The organism is Parasediminibacterium schistidii (genome assembly GCF_046546515.1).
Lineage (GTDB): Bacteria > Bacteroidota > Bacteroidia > Chitinophagales > Chitinophagaceae > Parasediminibacterium.
Window position 1 is genome coordinate 54,727 of record NZ_JBKHKJ010000025.1, and the last position, 22,932, is coordinate 77,658.

17 protein-coding genes and 1 CRISPR repeat array are annotated in these 22,932 nt (G+C 37.5%); of the genes, 13 read left to right on the top strand and 4 right to left on the bottom strand.

The genetic code is table 11. The features are described 5' to 3' along the window. The first annotated feature begins 685 nt into the window (after window positions 1–685). From cas9 to ACHFIY_RS14375, 4 genes are all read left to right on the top strand, one after another. Window positions 686–4,588, top strand: a complete 3,903-nt coding sequence (gene cas9 / locus ACHFIY_RS14360; RefSeq protein WP_410846798.1) for a type II CRISPR RNA-guided endonuclease Cas9 — start codon at window positions 686–688, stop codon at window positions 4,586–4,588. Between the two features lie 87 nt (window positions 4,589–4,675). Then, on the top strand, window positions 4,676–5,587 hold the full coding sequence (gene cas1 / locus ACHFIY_RS14365; protein WP_410846799.1) for a type II CRISPR-associated endonuclease Cas1: 912 nt from the start codon (window positions 4,676–4,678) through the stop codon (window positions 5,585–5,587). Between the two features lie 62 nt (window positions 5,588–5,649). Continuing rightward, window positions 5,650–5,988, top strand: a complete 339-nt coding sequence (gene cas2, locus ACHFIY_RS14370; protein ID WP_410846800.1) for a CRISPR-associated endonuclease Cas2 — start codon at window positions 5,650–5,652, stop codon at window positions 5,986–5,988. A gap of 130 nt (window positions 5,989–6,118) precedes the next feature. Continuing rightward, a CRISPR array of direct repeats spans window positions 6,119–7,470; the repeat unit is 47 nt; unit sequence GTTGTTGATAAAGATAGAAAGAACTAAGATTGAAAGCAAATCACAAC. A gap of 729 nt (window positions 7,471–8,199) precedes the next feature. Further along, window positions 8,200–8,889 (top strand): NUDIX hydrolase, encoded by a 690-nt coding sequence (locus ACHFIY_RS14375; RefSeq protein ID WP_410846801.1) that lies wholly within the window; start codon window positions 8,200–8,202, stop codon window positions 8,887–8,889. A gap of 163 nt (window positions 8,890–9,052) precedes the next feature. Here ACHFIY_RS14375 and ACHFIY_RS14380 read toward each other — a convergent pair whose 3' ends face one another. Beyond that, on the bottom strand, window positions 9,053–10,258 hold the full coding sequence (locus ACHFIY_RS14380; protein WP_410846802.1) for a serine hydrolase domain-containing protein: 1,206 nt from the start codon (window positions 10,256–10,258) through the stop codon (window positions 9,053–9,055). 233 nt (window positions 10,259–10,491) lie between these two features. On the opposite strand from ACHFIY_RS14380, the gene ACHFIY_RS14385 reads away from it, so the two are divergent. The 9 genes from ACHFIY_RS14385 to hscB all read left to right on the top strand — a co-directional run bounded on the left by ACHFIY_RS14385 (window position 10,492) and on the right by hscB (window position 19,381). Continuing rightward, on the top strand, window positions 10,492–11,121 hold the full coding sequence (locus tag ACHFIY_RS14385) for a TetR family transcriptional regulator (RefSeq protein ID WP_410846803.1): 630 nt from the start codon (window positions 10,492–10,494) through the stop codon (window positions 11,119–11,121). A gap of 162 nt (window positions 11,122–11,283) precedes the next feature. Next, window positions 11,284–12,327: an HlyD family secretion protein gene (locus ACHFIY_RS14390; RefSeq protein ID WP_410846804.1), complete on the top strand. Its 1,044-nt coding sequence runs from the start codon at window positions 11,284–11,286 to the stop codon at window positions 12,325–12,327. An 83-nt stretch (window positions 12,328–12,410) separates the two neighbouring features. Beyond that, window positions 12,411–14,021, top strand: a complete 1,611-nt coding sequence (locus ACHFIY_RS14395; RefSeq protein WP_410846805.1) for a DHA2 family efflux MFS transporter permease subunit — start codon at window positions 12,411–12,413, stop codon at window positions 14,019–14,021. A 131-nt stretch (window positions 14,022–14,152) separates the two neighbouring features. Further along, a complete protein-coding gene (locus tag ACHFIY_RS14400; RefSeq protein ID WP_410846806.1) occupies window positions 14,153–15,439 on the top strand; it encodes a TolC family protein in 1,287 nt (428 codons plus the stop codon). A 128-nt stretch (window positions 15,440–15,567) separates the two neighbouring features. After that, entirely contained in the window at window positions 15,568–16,059 is a 492-nt protein-coding gene (locus tag ACHFIY_RS14405) for a hypothetical protein (protein WP_410846807.1), read from the top strand. Window positions 16,060–16,411: 352 nt separating this feature from the next. Beyond that, window positions 16,412–17,356 (top strand): DUF6089 family protein, encoded by a 945-nt coding sequence (locus ACHFIY_RS14410; protein WP_410846808.1) that lies wholly within the window; start codon window positions 16,412–16,414, stop codon window positions 17,354–17,356. A 103-nt stretch (window positions 17,357–17,459) separates the two neighbouring features. Continuing rightward, window positions 17,460–18,080 carry a rhomboid family intramembrane serine protease gene (locus tag ACHFIY_RS14415; RefSeq protein ID WP_410846809.1) on the top strand — a complete coding sequence of 207 codons (621 nt, stop codon included), beginning with the start codon at window positions 17,460–17,462 and terminating at the stop codon, window positions 18,078–18,080. A gap of 22 nt (window positions 18,081–18,102) precedes the next feature. Next, on the top strand, window positions 18,103–18,840 hold the full coding sequence (locus tag ACHFIY_RS14420) for a tRNA1(Val) (adenine(37)-N6)-methyltransferase (protein ID WP_410846810.1): 738 nt from the start codon (window positions 18,103–18,105) through the stop codon (window positions 18,838–18,840). Window positions 18,841–18,868: 28 nt separating this feature from the next. After that, window positions 18,869–19,381 (top strand): Fe-S protein assembly co-chaperone HscB, encoded by a 513-nt coding sequence (gene hscB / locus ACHFIY_RS14425; RefSeq protein WP_410846811.1) that lies wholly within the window; start codon window positions 18,869–18,871, stop codon window positions 19,379–19,381. A gap of 141 nt (window positions 19,382–19,522) precedes the next feature. Here the strand turns inward: hscB and ACHFIY_RS14430 are convergent, their stop codons facing one another. From ACHFIY_RS14430 to ACHFIY_RS14440, 3 genes are all read right to left on the bottom strand, one after another. Continuing rightward, window positions 19,523–20,473 carry a hypothetical protein gene (locus ACHFIY_RS14430; protein WP_410846812.1) on the bottom strand — a complete coding sequence of 317 codons (951 nt, stop codon included), beginning with the start codon at window positions 20,471–20,473 and terminating at the stop codon, window positions 19,523–19,525. Between the two features lie 187 nt (window positions 20,474–20,660). Continuing rightward, the gene (locus ACHFIY_RS14435) at window positions 20,661–21,635 is read right to left on the bottom strand and encodes a hypothetical protein (protein WP_410846813.1); all 975 of its coding nucleotides are present in this window, start codon (window positions 21,633–21,635) and stop codon (window positions 20,661–20,663) included. Window positions 21,636–21,858: 223 nt separating this feature from the next. After that, entirely contained in the window at window positions 21,859–22,422 is a 564-nt protein-coding gene (locus ACHFIY_RS14440) for a UbiX family flavin prenyltransferase (RefSeq protein ID WP_410846814.1), read from the bottom strand. Window positions 22,423–22,932: the final 510 nt, after the last annotated feature.

Genomic DNA, 22,932 nt, shown 5'->3' on the forward strand with positions numbered 1-22,932 from the left:
TAGCCAACCTCACCCCTCCCGAAATACTGGGACATGTTACCCAAAGGAAAAGGTAATAGGAACAGGGCAAGGAGACAATATTTGCATATTTTTATACTATATTTTCTAACTTCCTTTTTATTAAAATAGTTTCAGTTTTGCTTTTTTTCGGGCTTTTTTCCTACCCTGTGTTTTTTGAAAAATTGCTTTCACTCATTTAAACCGTTGATTATCAACAATATAGCGAAATTTATTTGAGTGTTTTGTGCGTGTTTTGTGCGTACTTTTTGAGTGATTTGTGCGTACTTTTTGAGTGATTTGTGAGAAAAAGTGGGTGATTTGTGGGTGATAAACGCAACACCAGATTTTGGCACTACAACTATTTTAATATTAGTAAAAAAAGAACTACGATAAAAATGACTAGACATTAGCTTTGTATCAAGTGCAAATTGGATACAAAGATAAGTTTTTCCTTTTTTTGTTGGGCAATAGTTTCTACATTTAGTTTTTGAAACTGGCGTTTGCTAGACTAATAACAAAATTATTGACATTGAGAAAAGGGAGGGAAATATGGGGGAACGAGGATGGCATAAAAAAGGCGACTTGCGCCGCCTCAAATGTTTTCACAACGGAATAATCCTTATTGTGATTTGCTTTAAATCTTAGGCTGTAAAAATAATGACTTTAACTATATAAACTAAAAAACATGAGAAAAGTTTTGGGGTTAGATTTAGGGACTAATAGTATTGGGTGGGCGTTGATAGAGGTTGATGAAAATAATAAACCCATTAGGATTATAGCAATGGGTTCAAGAATAATTCCTCTTAGTTCTGACGATAGGGATGAATTTCAAAAAGGGCAAGCCATATCCAAGAATCAAAACAGGACTATTGCCAGGACACAGCGTAAAGGGTATAATAGGAAACAACTGAAAAAGAGCGATGATTTTAAGTTCAGCCTAAAGAAAACACTTAAAGAGCTAAATATTTTTCCCTCTAAAGAATTAATGCAGATCCCAAGTTTGGAATTATGGAAATTAAGGAGTGAGGCAGCTTCGGGAAGCAGTGGTATTACAGGAGAGCAGCTAGGCAGGATCTTTTATATGCTCAATCAAAAAAGAGGGTATAAATCAGCAAGAAGTGAAGCTAATCAAGATAAAAAAGATACTGATTATGTTGCTGAGGTAAAAGGAAGATTTGCAAAACTGAAAGAAACGAAGCACACAATAGGACAATATTTTTATGATGAATTGGTAATTGCCAAAAAAGAAAATCAATACTTTAGGATAAAAGAAAAGGTTTATCCGAGAGAGGCCTATGTAGAAGAGTTTGATGCAATTATAAATGCTCAAAAAGAGAAACATGATTTTCTTACAGAAGAAGTTGTTGAAAAATTGCGCAATCAAATTATTTATTATCAACGTAGCCTGAAATCGCAAAAAGGATTAGTAAGTATTTGTGAGTTTGAAGGTTTTGAGACTACTTATATTGATAAAGAAACAAAAAAAGAAAAGAAAGCTTTTGTAGGTCCAAAAGTTGCCCCGAAAACATCCCCATTGTATCAACTATGTAAGATTTGGGAAGTAGTAAATAATATTTCCTTAAAAGTGAAAAATGCAGAAGGAAGTAAATATAAATGGGGCGATAAATTTCCTACTATTGAAGAAAAAGAAAAAATAGTAGCACACCTGAACCAAAAAGCCAAACTTGATTTTAAAGATTTGGTAAAAATACTAGGGCTTAAGGAACAAGATGTATATGTAAACAAGCAAATACAAAAGGGGATACAAGGCAATATTACCTATGCAGCAATAGAAAATATTTTAGGAGAAAGCGAAGCGCTACAATTTAACTATAATGTCGTTCCTACTAAAAAGCCTGCTATTTTGGTAGATAAAAAAACAGGAGAGGTTTTAAAAGAACTAGAAGGGTTACAAATAGATGCCAAGATAGAACGGGAGCCACTTTATCAACTTTGGCATACCATATATTCTATCAAGGATCTTGAAGAATGTAAAGCAGCATTGATAAAAAGATTTAATTTCCCTAGTGAAATTGCTGACAAATTATCTAGGTTAGATTTTAATAAGCAAGCGTTTGGTAATAAATCTAACAAAGCAATGCGCAAAATATTGCCTTATTTAATGCAAGGTTACGATTACTCGCAAGCGTGCAATTTTGCTGGATACAATCATTCAAATAGTTTAACTAAAGATGAACAATCGAAAAGGCTTACGGATGAAAAGCTAGCGTTATTGCCAAAAAATACTTTACGACAACCGATAGTAGAGAAGATTATTAACCAAATGATAAACGTGGTAAATGCCATTATAGAAACCTATGGTAAACCAGATGAGATACGGGTAGAACTTGCCAGGGAATTGAAACAAAGCAAAGATGAAAGGAATGATGCTGATATTCAAAATTCCAATAACAAAAAACTGAATGACGAAATAGCCCAAAGACTGGCTGCACATGGCTTGCCTGTTACAAAAAAATATATACAAAAGTATAAGTTCATTTTTCCTGTTAAGGATAAGAAAATGAAAGATGCCCAAGTGGTGAACCAGTGTATTTATTGTGGTGAAATATTCAATCTCACAGAAGCTTTAAGCGGGGATGATTTTGATATTGACCATATTGTGCCACAAGCACTCCTTTTTGACGACTCCCAAACCAATAAAGTATTGGTACACAGAAGTTGTAACGCAAACAAAACCAACAAAACTGCTTACGATTATATTGCTGCTAAAGGAGAAGATGCACTAGGTCAATACATTAACCGGGTTGATAATTGGTTCAAGAAAGGTATTTTATCTTATGGAAAAATGCAGCGCTTAAAAGTTTCATATATTGAATACACAGAACGGAAAAAAATAAAAAAAGAAACGGAGGCGGATAAAAAACTGTGGGAAAGTTTTATTGATCGCCAATTGCGGGAAACACAATACATAGCACGGAAATCAAGGGGAATATTGCAACAAATTTGTAATAATGTAACCACTACTGAAGGCACTGTTACGGCAAAGCTTCGCAAAGTTTGGGGTTGGGATAATGTGTTGGAGAACCTTCAGTTTGAACGGTTTAAAACTGCCAATCAAACAGGGATAAAAACATGGACGAGCCAGCATGGAAGAAGGACGCATGAAAAAGAAGAAATACAAAGCGAAGTCTGGACTAAACGAGATGACCATCGCCATCACGCAATTGATGCTCTTGTAGTTGCATGCACACAACAAGGGTTTATCCAGCGTCTAAATACACTTAACTCAAGCATTGTAAGAAATGAAATGATAAAAGAGATTGAAGAGGCAAAAGCTAAACATGGCAAAGCATCCCAAGAAGTATTATCAAATCAAGAAAATACTTCCTCGGCACTTTATGACGAAAAAAATAAAATGCTTGATGCTTACCTCTCATCTCAGACCCCCTTTAACACAAAACAAGTGGCAGATTATGCCGAACAAATTTTAATATCCTTTAAAGCGGGAAAAAAAGTAGCGACCAATGGTGTGCGAAAAGAAAAAGTAGATGGCAAGAAAAAAGTAGTGCAGCCTGATATTATTGTACCACGGGGTGCATTACATGAACAATTTGTTTATGGGAAAATTAAAGTAATTGCAAAAGACTTTAAAACAGATTCATACAGAAAGTTCCCGATAAAATATCTTTTTGAAAACGTTGATAGAATAGCAGAACCGCATATCAAGATAAAAGTAGAACAAAGGTTATTAGAATTTGATAAAGATGTAAAAAAGGCCATGGATTCAATAAAAAAGCTGCCCCTGTTTATTGACAAGCAAAATACAAAACCTCTGTTGAATGCTTATTGTTATGTAGATGAATTTGTCATTAAATATAAAATAAGGGAGATAAAAAAGGAAGATGTAAAATATATTGTAGATGAAAAAGTAAAGCGATTAGTAAAGGAAAGACTAGAAAAATTTAATGGAAAAGAAAAAGAAGCTTTTAAAGATGTATTATGGTTTAATGAAGAAAAACAAATACCTATACTTTCTGTGAGGTGCTATACAGGTCTCTCAAATGTCCAAGCTATTAAAAGAGATGAGAACAATAATGAAATAGGATTTTCAATTCCTGGGAATAATCACCATATTGCTATTTATAAAGATGTTACTGGTAATAATGTACAACACCTTTGTTCTTTCTGGCATGCGGTGGAACGAAGGAAATATAAAATCCCTTATATAATTAAGGATACAAATAAACTTTGGAGTTCGTTAATTGAAAAAGAATTGCCGCAAACATTTTTAGATAAATTACCTACTGATAATTTGGAATTACAATTTAGTTTACAACAAAATGAAATGTTTATTTTAGGGTTAGCTCTTGAAAATTTTGAACAGGCAATTTTAGAAAACAATAAGTCTTTATTAAGTAAGCATCTTTATTTGGTATGGAGTGTTTCTGATAATAACTATTGGTTTAGGCATCATTTAGAAACAAAAAATAGTGAACTAAAAACAATTCAAGGTGCTAAAGAAGTTAAGAGGCTTTACAATATCAGAAGTTTAGGTGCATTTTTTCAATTAAATCCTATTAAAGTTCGTCTTAACCATCTTGGTGAAATAACAAAAATTGGTGAATAATGATAAGTTTTACCTCAAAATTTTAAAGGAAGGCTTCGCTCAAAGCCAAGCCTTCCTTTAAAATTTCTTCCCCAAAATAAAAATGCCATGATAAAACGGACACTCCAAATAGGTAGCCCCTGCCATTTAAAATGTGCCAATAGCCAGTTGGTGTTAAGTTATCGTCATGTAAAAGGGATGGAAACAATCCCAGATAAGTCTGTTCCGATAGAAGATATTGGTATGTTGGTGCTGGAACACCAGCAAATAACTATCACGCATTATTTATTGGATCAATTGGTAAATAATAATGTAGCGGTAATTACTTGCAACGATACGCACCACCCCACAGGAATGCTGCTGCCGCTAGAGGGCAACACAATACAAAGCGAACGTTTCCGGGCGCAGATTGAAGCAAGTGAACCATTGAAAAAACAATTGTGGCAGCAAACGGTGAAATGCAAAATTGCCAATCAGGCAGCGGTGTTGCAACGATGGGACATAAAAAACAAGCTTTTGGTAAACCTCTCCCAAGCGGTGCTTAGCGGAGATACAGGTGGCTGCGAAGCAACGGCCGCCGCCTATTACTGGCAAAACCTTTTTCCGCCCGCCTGGTTGTTTTTCCGCCGCCGGGACGGTATTCCGCCAAATAACTTGCTGAACTATGGGTATGCAATCTTGCGTGCGATTGTTGCACGGGCCATTGTAGGTGCCGGGTTGTTGCCAACGCTGGGCATATTCCACAGGAACCGTTACAATGCTTATTGCCTGGCGGATGATATTATGGAACCTTACCGCCCATTTGTAGACATGGTTGTACGGGGGATTATAGACGAGACGAGCCATGTAAAAGTGCTGACACAGGAATTTAAAACAAGGCTACTAAACGTGGCAACCGTGGACGTGATGCTGAATGGGGAGAAAAGCCCACTGATGGTGGCCACGCAGCGCACGGCAGCATCGGTGGCTAGGTGCTTTGCCGGGGAACAAAGAAAGATATTGTACCCGGAGATGGCGTAGCAGGGATGGCAGTGTTTGTAGCCAAGGGGTATAATTGGCTGTATTAGTAATAATGTGCAACAATGAAATCCGAACGCTTAAACGCCTATCGCATTATGTGGGTACTTGTATTTTTTGACCTGCCAACGGAAACCAAGAAAGAACGGAAAGCTGCAGGCGATTTCCGCAAGAAAATATTGGCGGATGGCTTTGCTATGTTCCAGTTTTCTATTTATGTGCGCCACTGCGCCAGCATGGAAAACGCCACGGTACATATAAAAAGGGTGCAAAAAATATTGCCAGAAAAAGGCCATGTGGTGATAATGACCATAACGGACAAGCAATTTGGCATGATGAAAATATATCAAGGCACAAAGCCTGCCACAGCAATGGACATACCGCAGCAGTTGGAACTGTTCTAAGCCCCTGCCCAAAAAGGCACTAGGAAATGCAAAAACCGCTTGACTACAATGAACAAGCGGTTTTTTTGTGCATTTTTTTCTTTCTATCTTTAAACGAAACCCTTTGCTGCATTGCGTTTCAGCCCAAACTGTTGTTGATAAAGATAGAAAGAACTAAGATTGAAAGCAAATCACAACCAGCTTCGTTATAAGAAAGAGAAAGTTTTTGTTGTTGATAAAGATAGAAAGAACTAAGATTGAAAGCAAATCACAACTGCTATCATTTGTTCAAAACAAAAAAGGCGGTTGTTGATAAAGATAGAAAGAACTAAGATTGAAAGCAAATCACAACAATAGCAAACAACATTACTAAGTCATTTAAGTTGTTGATAAAGATAGAAAGAACTAAGATTGAAAGCAAATCACAACATAAGCATATCACATATACTACCGAATTTGGTTGTTGATAAAGATAGAAAGAACTAAGATTGAAAGCAAATCACAACCGGCGCACTTACATGGGCGAAATAACCAAAGTTGTTGATAAAGATAGAAAGAACTAAGATTGAAAGCAAATCACAACCTTAAACAACTCCTTGCAAACCTTTGTACTGTTGTTGATAAAGATAGAAAGAACTAAGATTGAAAGCAAATCACAACGTAAAGCAAGCCATCAACAACTTTATGGCGTTGTTGATAAAGATAGAAAGAACTAAGATTGAAAGCAAATCACAACACGCAAAGCGAAGCAAATAACCTGCACATAGTTGTTGATAAAGATAGAAAGAACTAAGATTGAAAGCAAATCACAACTAAAAAAGAAGATTACAACTTACCTATTGTGTTGTTGATAAAGATAGAAAGAACTAAGATTGAAAGCAAATCACAACTGTCTTTTACCGTAGGCTATTGTTCCCTTAGTTGTTGATAAAGATAGAAAGAACTAAGATTGAAAGCAAATCACAACAACAGACTGGGTAACGATTTCATTTACCAAGTTGTTGATAAAGATAGAAAGAACTAAGATTGAAAGCAAATCACAACTAGAAACACAAACATATTAAAAACACTAAAGTTGTTGATAAAGATAGAAAGAACTAAGATTGAAAGCAAATCACAACAGCAATTGCCCCCAGCACACATTTATTATGTTGTTGATAAAGATAGAAAGAACTAAGATTGAAAGCAAATCACAACTCACGGGTAGTGGTGGCAATGGTTATTTGGGTTGTTGATAAAGATAGAAAGAACTAAGATTGAAAGCAAATCACAACACAATAATTGTAGCGGCTCAAAAACCTCAAGTTGTTGATAAAGATAGAAAGAACTAAGATTGAAAGCAAATCACAACGCTTATGCCATTATGGTTTTTGAGAACCTGTTTTTGATAAAGATAGAAAGAACTAAGATTGAAAGCAAATCACAACAGGGTTCGATGGGGAAAGTTGGAAAGAAGGTTGTTGATAAAGATAGAAAGAACTAAGATTGAAAGCAAATCTAAAGAAAAAAACAACAATAAACAAAAACGGGTGCATTTCAAAATTCCGTTTTTTGTTGTTTTCTATTTGGCAGAAGCAGGAAATAATCTAACAGTTTTCTGCTCAACAAATATCCTATATGGGGGCATTTTTGGATGCTCATGGGGGCATATTTCCCCCATATAGGATTTTTATTTTGGGTTATATACCTATTCATGCCAATTTTACAGTAAGGGGCATCTTGGCCTTGCCTCTTGCATCGGATGGTAGTTGGCTTTAGAAAATGATAATCCACCATCAAAATCTTAATAGTTTCTTATCAATCAATTATTAGCTTATTATCATAAAACTATCATTCCATTATCAATAAATTATCATAAAATTCACTTAAATTATAATAAAAAACGAGGCTTAAAAAAACATAAACAATTGAATATCAATGAGTTATAGGCAAAAAGGTAGGTTCTGAAAAAAAATAAATAACGAAAAAAGAAGAAAAAAGCCATTTTAAATCTTCGCTTAGTTCTTCTTATTCCCTCGTTTGTTCTTGCACCCCTCTCCCTTTGTAGAGGGTTGGGGTGAGGTCGGGAATTAGGGTACGCCTATCATCATCAATTATCTATCTTGCTGATAAATAAAAAAGGAGAATAAAAAGCGAAGATTTGAAATGCACCCACTAACTTGCTCACAAGTAGCAACTATTTGCTTATTTTGTAACGCTGTTTTGTTTTTTTAGGAAGCATTAAACTATTGAATGGGTAGTATTACTTATAAGCATGTACACCGCCATTTATTGGCTATCGATTGTATTATTTTCGGCTTTGATGGGGAGGATTTAAAGGGGTTGTTTGTAAAAAGGAAACTGGAGCCGCAAAAAGGCAACTGGTCCTTGATGGGTGGATTTGTGTCTGGCATCGAAAGCGTGGATGCCGCTGCTGAAAGGGTATTGTATGAGCTGACAGGGCTTGGGAATATATATATGGAGCAATTGCACTGCTATGGCGCATTAGATAGAGATATAGAAGCTAGGGTGGTTTCCATTGCTTATTTTGCCTTAATTAACATAGCCGATTATAGCAAAGAACTGCTAGAAGAACACCATGCCACGTGGGTAAGCCTGAAAAAATTGCCCGACCTAATTTTCGACCACCGCCAAATGGTAGAAGATGCTAAGGAAAAACTGCGTGAAAAAGTGGCTACCCATCCCGTGGGCTTTGCCTTGCTGCCCCCAAAATTTACCTTAAAGCAATTGCAAGCTTTGTACGAGGCTATCTATGAAATGCCGCTAGATAAAAGGAATTTTTCACGCAAAATTTTCTCCATGAACATCCTCCAAAAATTGGAAGAAAAAGAAAAAGCATCTTCCCGAAAAGGCTCGTTCTATTTTATTTTTGACGAGGCACAATATAAATTACTGGAAAAAGAAGGGCTAAAGTTTATATAAGTACCAAGGTATTTTTCGCCACAAAGACTCTAAGGCTCAAAGTAGCACAAAGGAAAATAAGTGGAATACTTAGGTTTTTTCAATATTTTTTTAACCTTATTTAATTTTGTCCTTCTTGGTGTTTTTGTGCCTTTGTGGTAATTAAAGTGGCGAGTTGTAAGTTTTATTCTATCAATCTTGTGGTGTCTATATTTCCCGTGAATACAGACGTTATTTTCCTAGCACTATAAATATTGCTATTGAATTTGTTACCTAATATAATTAAAGTGGCACTGTCTTTTACAAGTCGGGTAAAAACCGTATTGTTGCCATGCCACCACCCATTGTGGTAAACAATGGTTTCCCCCGGGTTTATCAATAGCCTCCATCCATAGCCATAGTTGTGCTGGCCCCTATGTTCATTGCTATAGCCTGTAAATGCTTTTTCAAGTGTTGGCCTGCTTACAAACGTGCCAGCATACAATGCCTTGTCCCATTGCAGCATGTCCCTCACAGTGCTATACACGCTTTTGTCGCCAAAAATACAGTCAAATTTTTCCAGTTTTGCTGGGGTATTGCCCATGTAAGACGGCGTATAGTTGGGGATGTCTTTTGCTGTGAACACAAAGCTATTAGTCATGCCCAAGGGGGTAAACAAGCTGTCTTTCATGTAAGTAGGAAAAGGGATGCCGCTTACCCTTTCTGCAATCATGGCCAACAATACATAATTGGTATTGCAGTATTTGAATACCCGGTCTGGAGCAGCCTCCACGGCCGGCCTTTTTTGGGCCATCCAACGCAGTACATCTTGGTTGGTTGCCTGCCCTACAAAAGCTTGCGATTTATTTCTTACTGTCCTTGTAATAGTAATGATTTTGCCACGCTTGTTTTTTTTATGCGTAACTGTTGTCTCATTTTCCCCATCCATGAAATAGATATAGTTAGGCAAGCCGCTCCTGTGGGTAAGCAGGTTTTTTATGGTGATATTGTCGTATGGGAAAGTAGGCAGGTAACGCTTTACTTCATCGTCTAGTTTTAGCCGCCCTTGCTCCATCAAACGCAGGATAACCATGGCCGTGAAGGTTTTAGAAATAGAAGCCAAGTGGAAAGTAGTGTTTGCCGTGATGGGCGTTTTTTCTTTTAAATTGGCATAGCCATGGTAATCTTCAAATACAATGTCCCCATTCTTGGCAGCCAATATTGCCCCGTTGAACCCTTTGGTTAGCAACATGCTTTTATATAGGGGGGCAATGGCATTGAAATAATATTCTTTTTCTTTGGGGCTAAGTGGCACGCTGTGCACAGGCACTGGTGCCAATGGTTTATTGACTGGCTTTTTAGGTGATGAATTGCAAGCTAATAAAATATATGTGAGTATAGGAAATATCATTTTACGATACATTATTATTTATCATTAGTGGGGAAAGCAACAAATATAGGGTGCAGCGCAAAGGATACCAAACCTGTATAGCGTTGGATTGTCATAATAAAAGTTAAAATATAAATAGAAGGTTGAAATGCTTTTTCAGGAGCAAATGACATATTATTTTAAATTAAATTTAAACAAACGTTTGTTTTATTTAAACGTTTGTTTAATATTTGCAATGTCAAAAGAAAAATAAGATGGCAGTAGATAAAAGGGGGCATATACTGGAACACGCAATTACCCTGTTTGCAGACAAGGGTTTTGAGGGGACTAGCATACGGGATTTGTCAAAAGTGGCAGGCGTAAACGTGGCCATGATCAATTACTATTTTGGCAGCAAAGAGAAACTGGTAGAAGCAATAATTTCAGACAAGGCTTTGTATATGAAGGATAGGATTGAGGAAATAGAAGCCAACCCTTCCCTATCGGAACTGAATAAAATAGACATTTTGATTGAGGACTATGTAACAAGGATTTTATCTGGTGTCAATTTCCATAAGTTTCTACATAAGGAACTGATGGATATTAAAAGGGAAGGGATACATGCTTCGCTTACAACTTTATTTTCAAAAAACGCTAGGAACTTTGCGGCTATTATTGATAAAGGCATTGAAAAAAAGCAATTTAGAAAAGTGGATGCCTTGCTAACCGTTACATCCATCCTTGGCTCCATAACACAAGTAGTATCTTCCAAAAGCATGTGCAACAAATTGCTCTTGAAGCAAGAAACCAACGAGCCATATACAGACGAAGAATTTAGGGAGCGGCTGATTAACCATATCAAGCAAATGATACATGCACACTTAGTCGTAAGTGATCAGCCTTAAGTCATCAGTCGTAAGTCATAAGTGGTAAGTATTAAGTTTTCAGCCTTCGGCTGATTCATAAATTGCCTCCAACTCAATAATAAATTGGAATTGCGGCCGCTGAATTGCCATCTGCTTTAGCTGGTGTATAAAAGTAATTTTTACCTTAAACAATAATTAAACATGGAACAAGCAACAGAACAAAAAAAGAAATCGGTAGTAAAACCAATTATCCTGGCACTAGTACTGGTTGTAGGTGGTTATTTTGGCTATAAAGAAATATATTTTAGCCTTACGCATGAAACTACAGACAATGCACAAGTTGAAACACAAATAACCCCTGTCCTACCTCGTGTATCTGGGTATGTTAAGAGCATTGTGGTAAAAGATTATGATAGCGTAAAAGCAGGGCAATTAGTAGCAGAACTAGATGATGCAGAATTGCAAGCACAATTAGAAGAAATGCAAGCTGATTATGCTCAGGCAACAGTGGACATAGACAATGCCAAGGCTTCATTAAACAACGCAACTGTTTCCTTGAAAGTAAACAATGGGAATATAGACCTGAGCGATGTAAGGCGCCAGAAAGCTTTGGAAGATTATAACCGTGACAAAAACCTGTATGCGGCAGAAGCCATCACCAAGAAGCAATTGGATGATAGCAAGTTTGCTTATGAAACAGCTATTAAATCGTTGGACAATACCCATTATGATTTGAGTACAGCCCAAAGCCGTATTGCGGTATTGGAGTCTGCTGTAAAAAAATCAGAAGCAGCTATGGCTGTAAAACAAGCTAGGATAAACCAGCAAAAACTCAAATTGACTTACACCAAAATATATGCCCCACAAGCAGGTAAAATTGGTAAGAAGAATGTAAGCGAAGGCCAATTTGTACAGGCAGGTACTCCCCTATTTTCTATTGTAAACGATACCACTTACTGGGTTGTAGCCAACTTTAAAGAAAACCAAATTGCCGCTCTTGTACCGGGTAAAGAAGTGGAACTGAAAGTAGATGCCTATCCTGATACTAAAATAATAGGAACGGTTGCCAGTTTGAGTGATGCAACAGGTGCCAGGTTTGCCTTATTGCCACCAGACAATAGCAGTGGCAACTTTGTAAAAGTAACACAACGTGTACCCGTAAAAATCTGGATAAAAGACGTTTACAAGTATAGAAATATTTTGAGGGCAGGGCTGAGTGTGGAAGTAGAGGTAATTAAGAATTAGGAATTACGAATTAGGAGTTGATAATACTCTAATTCCTTTCGACCTAATTCCTGATTATTTAATTCTTAATCCCTATTTAATTTATGGCAACAACATTATTAGCCCCTCCTGTGGTATACCCAAAAGGATTGGCACGTACAATTATAGTCATCACAACTATCGCTGCGGCTATCATGGAGTTAGTGGATACTTCCATTGTAAACGTAGCACTGAACGACATGAGTGGTAGCCTTGGCGTAAGCATCGAGGATATTAGCTGGGTAATTACTTCCTACGCAATAGCCAACGTAATCATCATACCATTGACCAGCTTTCTGGCAGAGTATTTTGGTCGGAAGAATTATTACATCGCTTCAATGATTGTTTTTACGGTCGCCTCTTATTTATGTGGCCAATCGCACTCACTAATAGAAATCATTTTATGGCGGTTTGTGCAAGGCATTGGTGGCGGTGCATTGCTTTCCACTTCACAAGCCATCTTATTTGATGCGTTTGAACCAAAAGACAGGGCAAAGGCTTCGGGTATGTTTGGTATGGGTATCGTTTTAGGACCTACCCTTGGCCCTACCCTTGGTGGATATATTATAGACCATGCCTCGTGGCCGCTTATCTTCATGATTAATATTCCTATTGGTATCGTGGCAACTGTGCTTTCTTATATTTTCATTAATAAAAAAGAAGGCGAAGGCACCAAAAAAGACAGCATCAAAATAGACTATACAGGCATTTTCCTACTGATGGCGGGAATTGGTTGCCTGCAATTTGTACTGGAACGTGGCGAATCTGAAGATTGGTTTAGCAGTCAAATTATCAGGGTTTGTACTTGCATAGCAGCGGTTGGGCTAATCACGTTTATTTTTTATGAGCTGAAACAAAAACAGCCTGCCGTAAACCTCCGGGTTATGGGCAATAGAAACCTAGCTTTTACCACAGTGTTCACTTTTGTTGCGGGCTTTGGTTTATATACTTCTGTATTTGTTTACCCAGTATTGGCGCAGCGGGTGCTGGGCTTCACTGCTTTTGAAACAGGTATTTCTTTACTAGCACCTACCCTCGCTGCCGTTGTTCTGATGCCGGTTACAGGTATATTAATGGGTAAAGGCGTATCCCCCATCCCTTTTATTGTGGTTGGTTTTGCTTTGTTTGCGCTGTATAGCTATATGAGTTCCAAAGTAAGTATCGATGTTGGCCGGGGTGATTTCTTTTGGCCTTTGTTGATACGGGCAATGGGTATTGCCTTTTCACAATTACCCTTAATCAACCAGGCAGTGGCAGGGTTGCAGCAAAAAGATTATGCAACAGGCATTGGGCTAAACAATATGATACGGCAACTAGGCGGTGCTTTTGGTATTGCTATGGCGAATAATTATGTTACCAACCGTTATGCTACCCACCGTATGAATTTGGTAAGCAGCATACCTGATGGTACCCCGCAATTGACGGAGCGGCTAAATACTATTACCCAAGGCATTATTGCAAAGACAGGTGACTTTGCAGGTGCTGCCGGGCGAGCATTGGGTGTACTGAATGGTGCGATAGAAAGGCAAGCCTATTATCTGGCTTATTTAGATACTTTCCGGCTAATCGCCGTGTTTTTTATCCTTGTGTTGCCGCTGGTGGTTTTCCTTAAGGTTAAGAAGAAATCAAAAGAAGAAATTGCTGCCGCAATGAAGGCGGCGGCGGAAGCGCATTAGAATAATTGATAATAGACAATGGATAATTGATTAGAGAATAGAGTAAAATAAATAGGCTAAACAAATGTAAAATATCAATTAAAAATTGTCAACTATCATTTTTAAATTAAAACCCATTTAATAAATTATTTATGAAAAAAATATTAACAATCCTATTCATTAGTACTACTATTTTAGTTGCGGTTGAGGCTTCGGCACAAGAAGCAGCCAATACCGAGCTAAAATCATTTATCAATCACTCCTTCTCCTATTTCCCTAGGATAAAAGAGGTAGAAAATACAGTTATAACAGCAAAGCAAAAAGTAGATCTGTCAGGCATTAATACGCCTACCGTGGATGGGAATGCCACTTACCGCTTTGTAGAACCTAAAATACAAGTACCCATAGGCGGGGCGGAATTTCAGTTTGCACCTATACATAATTTGGATGGGAATGTTAGTGCTAATTATTTATTGTATGATTTTGGCCGCATAAAAGCCAATGTGGAAAAAGCAAAAACAGAATTGAAGTATGCCGAGCATAATGTATTGTATGCCAAATTCCAACTAGCTTCGCAAGTAACCAATATTTATTACAATATTATTTACCTGCAACACGCTATAAGCATACAAGACAGCGTTTTGAGTTTTTTGGGTGATAACAAAACCTTTATAGAAAATAAATACAAAAATGGCGATGCCCTTAAAATAGATGTGCTGAACATTCAAACCCAAATAGACGCAGAAGAAAACAGGAAAGTAGACTTGCAGAACAACCTGCAAAAACAACAAAATCTGCTTGGCTACACCACTGGTAAAAAAGAAACAGAAGGCAATACGTTCGATTTTGAAATACCAATGAAAGACGTGGCAAGCGCACTTGCAGATGCACAAGCCAGTAACCCAGACTTTGCCTTGGCAAAAGACAAGGTAAAACAGGCCGAAAGCGATGTGGCAATTGCCAAACTAGGCACAAAACCCAGCATTAACGTTGGTGCAGCAACAGGTTTGAAAAATGGGTATGTACCTGCGGTAAATGAGATAAAATTCAATTACAATGCAGGAGTAGCACTAAAAATACCCATATACGAAGGTGGCAAAACAAAAAAACAGGCGCAACTTTCGCAAACACTGGTAAAACAAAATGAACTGGCCATTGCAACGCTTAGCAGCACTTACAAAAAAGACTTGGAACAAGCACTAACCGATTTATTGTCGAACCTAAGAAGGATACACAATACGCAAGGGCAGATAGAGGCAGCCAAATATGCTACTTCTTTAGCTGCTACCCGTTTTAAAAATGGAGTAGGCACTAACTTGGAATTGACCAATGCCAGTACCAATTTGCAAAGGGCTGAATTAACTAAACTGCAATACCAGTACCAATTGTGCCTAGCCAAGGTGGAAATGGCAAGGCTGATGGGATACCAATATTGGTAACCGAGTTTGGGAATAAAATGAATACAAAAAAGCGCGCTGAAAATATTTTCGGCGTGCTTTTTTGTATTTTAAAACCACTTTATATTTGAAGCTCAATTCATTTTTTAACTACCACAAAAAAAACAATTATGATTATACAATCGAAATTGACAGAAAAAGATTATGTGAAAGCAATCTTTGCACTTCGTTACTCCCAAAAAACTACTTTTATAAGGATTGGATTGTTAATCGTGTGTGCAATGATGTATTTGGGTATTTATATACTTAGCCCAGCAACTGAACCTTTTCCATGGCAGGTATTGTTCTATTTCAATATTGCCTTTGTTGTAATGCTTGTCCTCCCCTATTTTTTATCTAAAAAGAGTTTCAGGACTAATAAAATGCTTGGTGAAACCACTAAATATGAATTTACCCAGGATTACTTGATTATAAAAGGGGGCTCTTTTAGCACGCAGGTTGGTTGGGGTAATATTCTTAAAGTAAAACAAATCAAAAACTGGGTTTTTATTTGGCAAAGCATACAAGTATTCAATGTGATAAGCAAAACCGACATTTGGGAAGAACAAATAAGCGAGCTAAAGGCTATTTTAAACAAGCACAAAGTAAAGAACAACCTATAACCATCTTTGCCAGGCGATACAAAACATTGGCACAATTTTTATATAAAGTTGTGAAAAAATATTCGCAATAAAAAAGCTAAATACTTTTAGATAGTTAATTTGGGAAAAAGTTTACTCAAAAAACAATCATTTAACAAGTTTTTTTGCTTAAAACGCTCTAAATGACCTAATTGTTTTTTTGTAAGCCCAATTTTCTATATTTTGCATCACTATATTTTTTGTATAGTTGTTCATTGGGTCCTGAAAATTGCTTGAAGAAGAATTATTTTAATGACTCCATTGATTAAAAAAACGTTGCCTTTAACCCTAAATTTTGATTAGTTTATATCCCAATTGTATCATGATGCGAAAAATGAAAATGTTAAGAAATTTAATTGCGGCTTGCACGGTTACTACCGCACTTTTATTATCGCCTACCGTTGGCAAAGCCCAGAAAGCATGGATTACAACATCCTTGGGCGTAGGCAACTACAGGGGCGATTTATCTAATGGATATACCCCTGCTTTTAAACCAGCTTTTAGTGTAGGTGCCACTTATGCCCTTACTGAAAGGTACAGGCTGCGTTCCAATTTTACTTATACAAATATTGCGGCAGATGACCAGAAATCACCAACCCGTGGTATTGCTGAAAGGAATTTGAATTTTAAATCGCAAATTATCGAGTTTGGTTTAATGGGCGAATACGACTTGCTAAATAGCTCTTTTCATGATATTGTTCCTTATGTGTTTGGTGGTGCTTCTATTTTTCACTTTGACCCATCAGGAACCCGATCAGGTGCAAGCTACGAATTGCATAAAAGGGGGACCGAAGGGCAATATTTAATAGATACCATAACGCATGCGGCTCTATATCCAAACAGGCGGTACAACCTTACACAATTTAATTTGCAGTTTGGTGGGGGCATCCGCTATGAGATTACCGAAGGAATTTCTATAGGTGCAGAAATTAGCTATAGACAGTTATTTACAGATTATTTAGACGATGTTAGTTCTGATAAATATGTTCCTGCAAAAGTTTTTACTGATAATATTGCTTATTATCAAAATCACGGTGATGCCCAAAATGCACTATTAACTAAGGAAGCTTATCAACTAAGTTGGACTCGTCCTTACAACCAAGATACACCAAAAACAGACAAATACCCTCGTGGCAACCCAAATAAAAATGATGCCTATTATACTTTTCAAATTAGATTGAACATCAGGTTGAACAATATGTTCATGGGTTCAGATATGTATTCCCCTAGCAACCCTAAAGGTCGTGGGCAGTTGAGGTGTGCAAGGCGTGTACTGTAGTAATTTATAAATTTATCGATAAAGCAAACCGCCTTAAATCCGTTTTAAGGCGGTTTGTTTTTTAACCTAGTAGCAATATCTTCCTTACACAACTTTCATACGCATGATTTCGTTTACACTTATTATTATTGCAATCACGGGTATAGTGTCCTTTATCGCTTTCTCAAATGAGGCCTTAACAGACAAGCTTATTTTCTACCCACAAGCCGTTACCCAGGACAACGAGTGGTACAGGTTCCTTACTTGCGGTTTCATCCATGCCGATATACAGCATTTGGCATTCAATATGTTTACGTTGTATTCTTTTGGGCGTATCTGGGAGCAATTGTATGTTGACGACCTAGGCGTAGGCAGGGCATGGTATATAGTTCTTTATTTAAGTTCCATTATTGTAAGCATCATCCCATCGTATTTAAAAAACAAGAACAATTATTATTACCGTAGCCTTGGCGCATCGGGCGGGGTATCTGCTATTTTGTTTTCTACTATCTTGTTAATCCCCTGGGAAACCTTGCGAGTATTTGTAATACCTGTGCCTGCTATAGTTTTTGCTATTGCTTATGTAGCCTACACTATTTACATGGGCAAAAAAGGTAGCGACAATATAAACCACGATGCTCATTTATGGGGAGCTGTATTTGGGGTTGCTTTTTCCATTGCAGTAAGGCCAGAAGTACTTAAAATTTTTCTTGAACAACTTAGCCACCCGCACTTTAATGTGTAGCGGACATTTTTTACTACCACACATGCCAAACAACTATTTCCAATTCAAGCAATTTACTGTCTATCAACAGCACTGTGCAATGAAAGTAACCACAGATGCCTGTTTGTTTGGCGCATGGGTGGGCAATTGTATTAATGAAGGTCGTATCGCTTTTAACCAACCACAAGGCAGCTTTTTAGACATCGGCACTGGCACAGGCCTTCTATCTTTGATGCTGTCACAAAATGCACCAGATAGCCATATAGATGCTGTAGAGATAGATAAACTTGCTGCACAGCAAGCTACAGAAAACTTTGCATCTTCGCCTTGGCACAAGCAATTGCAGGTGCATTATACATCCATTCAAGCCTTTTGCCAAGGAAACACAAGCCCTCTATATGATTTCATTATTAGCAACCCACCATTTTTTGATAATGATTTAAAAAGCAACAACTTTAAAAAGAACCTGGCCATGCACAGCGAGGCATTGAGCTTAGAGGCTTTGTTGGTTGCTATACAAACTTTGCTGCTGAAAGATGGCAGTTTTGCTATCCTTCTCCCCTACCACCGCTGTGGCTATTTTGAAGGATTGGCTATTGAAGCTGGCTTTCATCTTTCAGGTAAAGCATTGGTAAAGCAAACACCCACCCATCCTTTTTTTAGGGCAATGCTTTTATTCAGCTATGCCACCACAGTTACTATTTGCGAAGAAATAACCATTAAAGAAGCCAATGAATATACCCCGGTTTTCCTTTCACTGCTGCAAGCGTATTACCTTTAACCAATATTTGCTAAACATTATACAATAGATGAATTATTTTGAACTTTTTAATATACCAGTCAATTTGTTAGTAGATACTCTCGCTTTGAAAAAACAATTTTATGTACTAAGCAGGAAATTCCACCCAGATTTTTTTTCAACCGCTTCAGCCGAGGAACAGGAAGATGCATTGCAAAAATCGGCTATGCTAAATAAGGCATTGAAAGTTTTTAGCAGTCCAGATGAAACCATAAAATATGTGCTGCAGTTGAAAGGGCTTTTGGAGGATGATGAAAAATACCAATTGCCTCCTGCCTTTCTGATGGACGTGATGGAAGTGAACGAACAACTGGCAGATGCAAAAATGGATGGCAGCGAGCAACAAATAACAACATTGAAGTTGGAAATAGAGGCACTACAAAAAAAATTGTATGAACCTGTTAAAAATATTGTGGAAGGTTATAAGGACGGTATTACTACCGAAAAAGAGTTGCTGCAAATAAAAAACTACTATTTCCAAAAGAAATATATAGACAGGATGCTGGGAAATTTTGAATTTTGAGGTTGGTTAATCTGCCACAAAGACACTAAGACAAAAAAAGCACAAAGCCCAAAGTAGCACTAAGAAATACATAAAAATATCTTTGCTTAGTGAAACCTTTGGCTTTGTGCTTCTTCTGCAAGCTACTTGTTAATTTGTAACTTAATACTTTATTGTTATTGTTTTAGACTGACCATTCAACTTTGTCCAAGTTATGTTGTAGCCATAAGCACAACCGCTAGTTACTTGGTTGCCAGACACATCTACGCCAAAGGTGATAGTAACATTCCTGCCATCGGAAACATAGGTGCGCACGCCAGCGATGGGGTTCCTAAAATAGTTGCAGTCAAAACTTGCAACATAGGTTTGTGGGGCTTTTACCAAGAACGGTTTGTTGAACCTAGAAGTGCCACCTATTGTGCAAGTATCTCCGTTAACGGTAGTGTCGCCACTACTGGTAAATGTTGCAGTAGTTTTATTAAAAGTATTTTTCCTTGCTGCCCAATATGTCCTTGTGCTATTGTCTTCAAAAGTAACAGTGCCATAAGCATGTACTGTATAAATATTGGGGTTTATTAATATGCCTGTGTACATATACCCACCAGAAACATTGGTTACATATCTTGTGCCATTGTAAATTCGGGTTTTTCCGTTATAGTTTATCTGAACGCTATCTAATGTTTCTTTTAAAACAGCGCCTTTATCAGTCCATTTTGAACCATTTATTAATTCAACAGTTACTTTGCCACTTTTAGTCACCCCAAACCCATTAGCACCAATATACCTGATAAAAAATTTCTTAACGCCTTGTTTTAATGGGCTTTTATCGATAACAGCACCTGCCACAGTGCTGCTGTCGCTGGTTGCTCCGCCACTTACTGTGGTTGCATCAAAGGGGGCAACCGCATCCGAAGCACGGCTTGCATCATTGGCAATGGCATCATCATCGTTTTGTACATTTGTCTGGTCGGCGGCATTTGCGCTAACATTTGTTTGAAGTGTTGTTTCGTCTGCTACAGAAGGGGCAGTAGCAGTATCGTTTTTTTTACATCCTGAAATAGTAAATAGTATAGCTGCAATAGCAACCCCAGAAATCAACATTACTTTTTTCATCTTGACAAATTTTGAAAGTGAATAATTAATACTTATAGATGGGTTTATGGTTAAAAGGTTTAATAAAATGCCAAGCGGTTTATTAAAATAAATTGTTAAAGAAAAATCACGCAGACAGAGGAGCGTTATTAAAATGAAAACTCACTACCCAAAACCTAGAAGGTTTTTTGGGCAGTGAGTTTTCATTTTAATAAGCAACTGTTACCAGCCCCGTTTGCCCATTTAATTTTGTCCATTGTATATTATAGCCATAAGCGCAAGTGGTGGTATTATTGCCTACAGGATTGCCATTTGCATCCACGCCAAAAGTTATTTTTATGCTCGTGTTGTCTGAAATATAATTGCGGATACCTTGATAGGGGAAAGCAAAGCCACAATTAGTAGATGCGGCATAGGTTTGAGCAGATTTTACCCTGAAAATTTTGCCATACCGAGATGTACCCCCAATGGAGCATGTATCGCCGCTAAGAGTAGAGTCGCCGTCGCTTGCATAGGTTGTGGGAAATGCAGGGTTTACACTGATATTGCTAAGAGAGTTCCTTCTTGCAACCCAATAACTAGCCGTTGATTTGTCTTCAAAAGTAACAGTGCCGCTTGTTCTTATGGAATAAATAAAAGGGAATGATACAGACACTGCAGACCTGCTGCCACCTGCAATGTTTTTAATATAACGAGTGCCTTGGTAAATACGGGTTTTATGGTTGTATGCAATTGCCACGCTGTCAAATGTTTCTTTAACAACAGCCCCTGCATCTGTAAACTTAGAGCCACTTATTAATGTAATGGTAACATTGCCGCTTTTTGTAATATTATTTACGGTAGAACCTCCATAACCAATCTTCACTACCTTGTTATTTACCGACAAGGAACTCATGTCAATAACAGCACCATTAAGTGTGGTAATATCGTATTTTGATCCTGCAGGCACAGAGCCATCAAGATTAGATGCTACCTTTATAGCTATGCCTGCATCGCTTTCTAGTATATCCTCATCATTTTGAACAATGGTTTGGTCTGCCGCGTTTTGAACTACGGTTAGCTGCAATGTAGAGTCCCTATTTGTAACTGGGGTACTATTGCTGCTATCGTTTTTTGAACATGCAGTCAATACAAATAAAATAGCGAGAGAAGCTGAGCCGATAACCAATATTGTTTTTTTCATGTGTTTTAAAAATTGATTTTATTTATAGATTATGTTTTACTAATAAATGCTGTATAGACAAATATAATAATCGCCTTGCCAAAACAATGCCATATTTGGATAACAGAAAGCGGTTGCTTTTCATCTTCTTTTTTTTCTTTGTGTCGTTTTGAGCCTTTAAGCCTTCGTGACAAAAAAATACCAACGTAAGTAACAAATCATTTGAATCATTAAATCAGTGGTACTATTTGTAGCCCCAGCGGTAGGTACTAATATCTAAGCCTGCCAAATCTAAAACCCTATCAACCACTGTGGCAGCTACTTCCTCTATTGTAGTAGGCCTATTGTAAAAAGAAGGGGTTGCAGGGCAAATAATGCCACCCGCAAGCGTAATGGTTTCCATGTTGCGGATATGGATAAGGCTGTAAGGGGTGTCCCGTGCCATTAATATGAGTTTCCTTCTTTCTTTTAATATTACATCTGCTGCACGAGTTACTAGGTCATCGCTAATGCCGTATGCTATCCGTCCTAATGTACCCATGCTGCAGGGGACTATAATCATGGTATTGTACTGTGCCGAGCCAGATGCGAAGGGGGCTGAGAAATCTGTTTTATCGTAGTAGTTTACGGGGTAGTCTTTATAAGCATCATTGCCTAGTTCTGTTTGCCATACTTCTTTTGCGTTATTGCTTATCACTACGCCTATGGCTTCCCACTGGTGCTTTAGCCCCATCAATTTGTCAAGCAACAGCTTTGCGTAAATTGAGCCGCTAGCACCAGTAATGGCAATTACTAGTTTGTTCTTCATTCCAAGTATTTAATTAGTAAACAATATTAAACAGTTCATGAAGGTAATAGTTCTATGAGGGCATAAAAGTTTTTCGCTTTTTAGTGAAAAAACACCCTATTCCACCCTGCCCGCCACTTATCCCAAAAGCTGGAACAACCACCCCACGGGCAAGAAGATGGGATGCAAAACGAGAACACTTATACAATTTCTACACTATTACTTTTTCTGGGTTTTTTATTAAAATAGTTTCAGTTTTGACAATTTTCGGTATTTTTTCCTATTTGCGATTTTTTGAAAAATCGTCCCCTCGCCTTTAAGTCATTGATTATCAACAATAACAGCAAAATTTTATGCTTATTTTGTGCTTATTTTTTGAGTGATCCGTGCATACTTTTTGCGTATTTTGTGCTCATTTTGTGCGTAATTTTTGCGTATTTTACAGCCATCAATACAAGGCTAATTTTTTAAGCTAAAACTATCTTAATATTAATAAAAAAACAACTTTGGTGCAAGTACTGGTTGATAGCT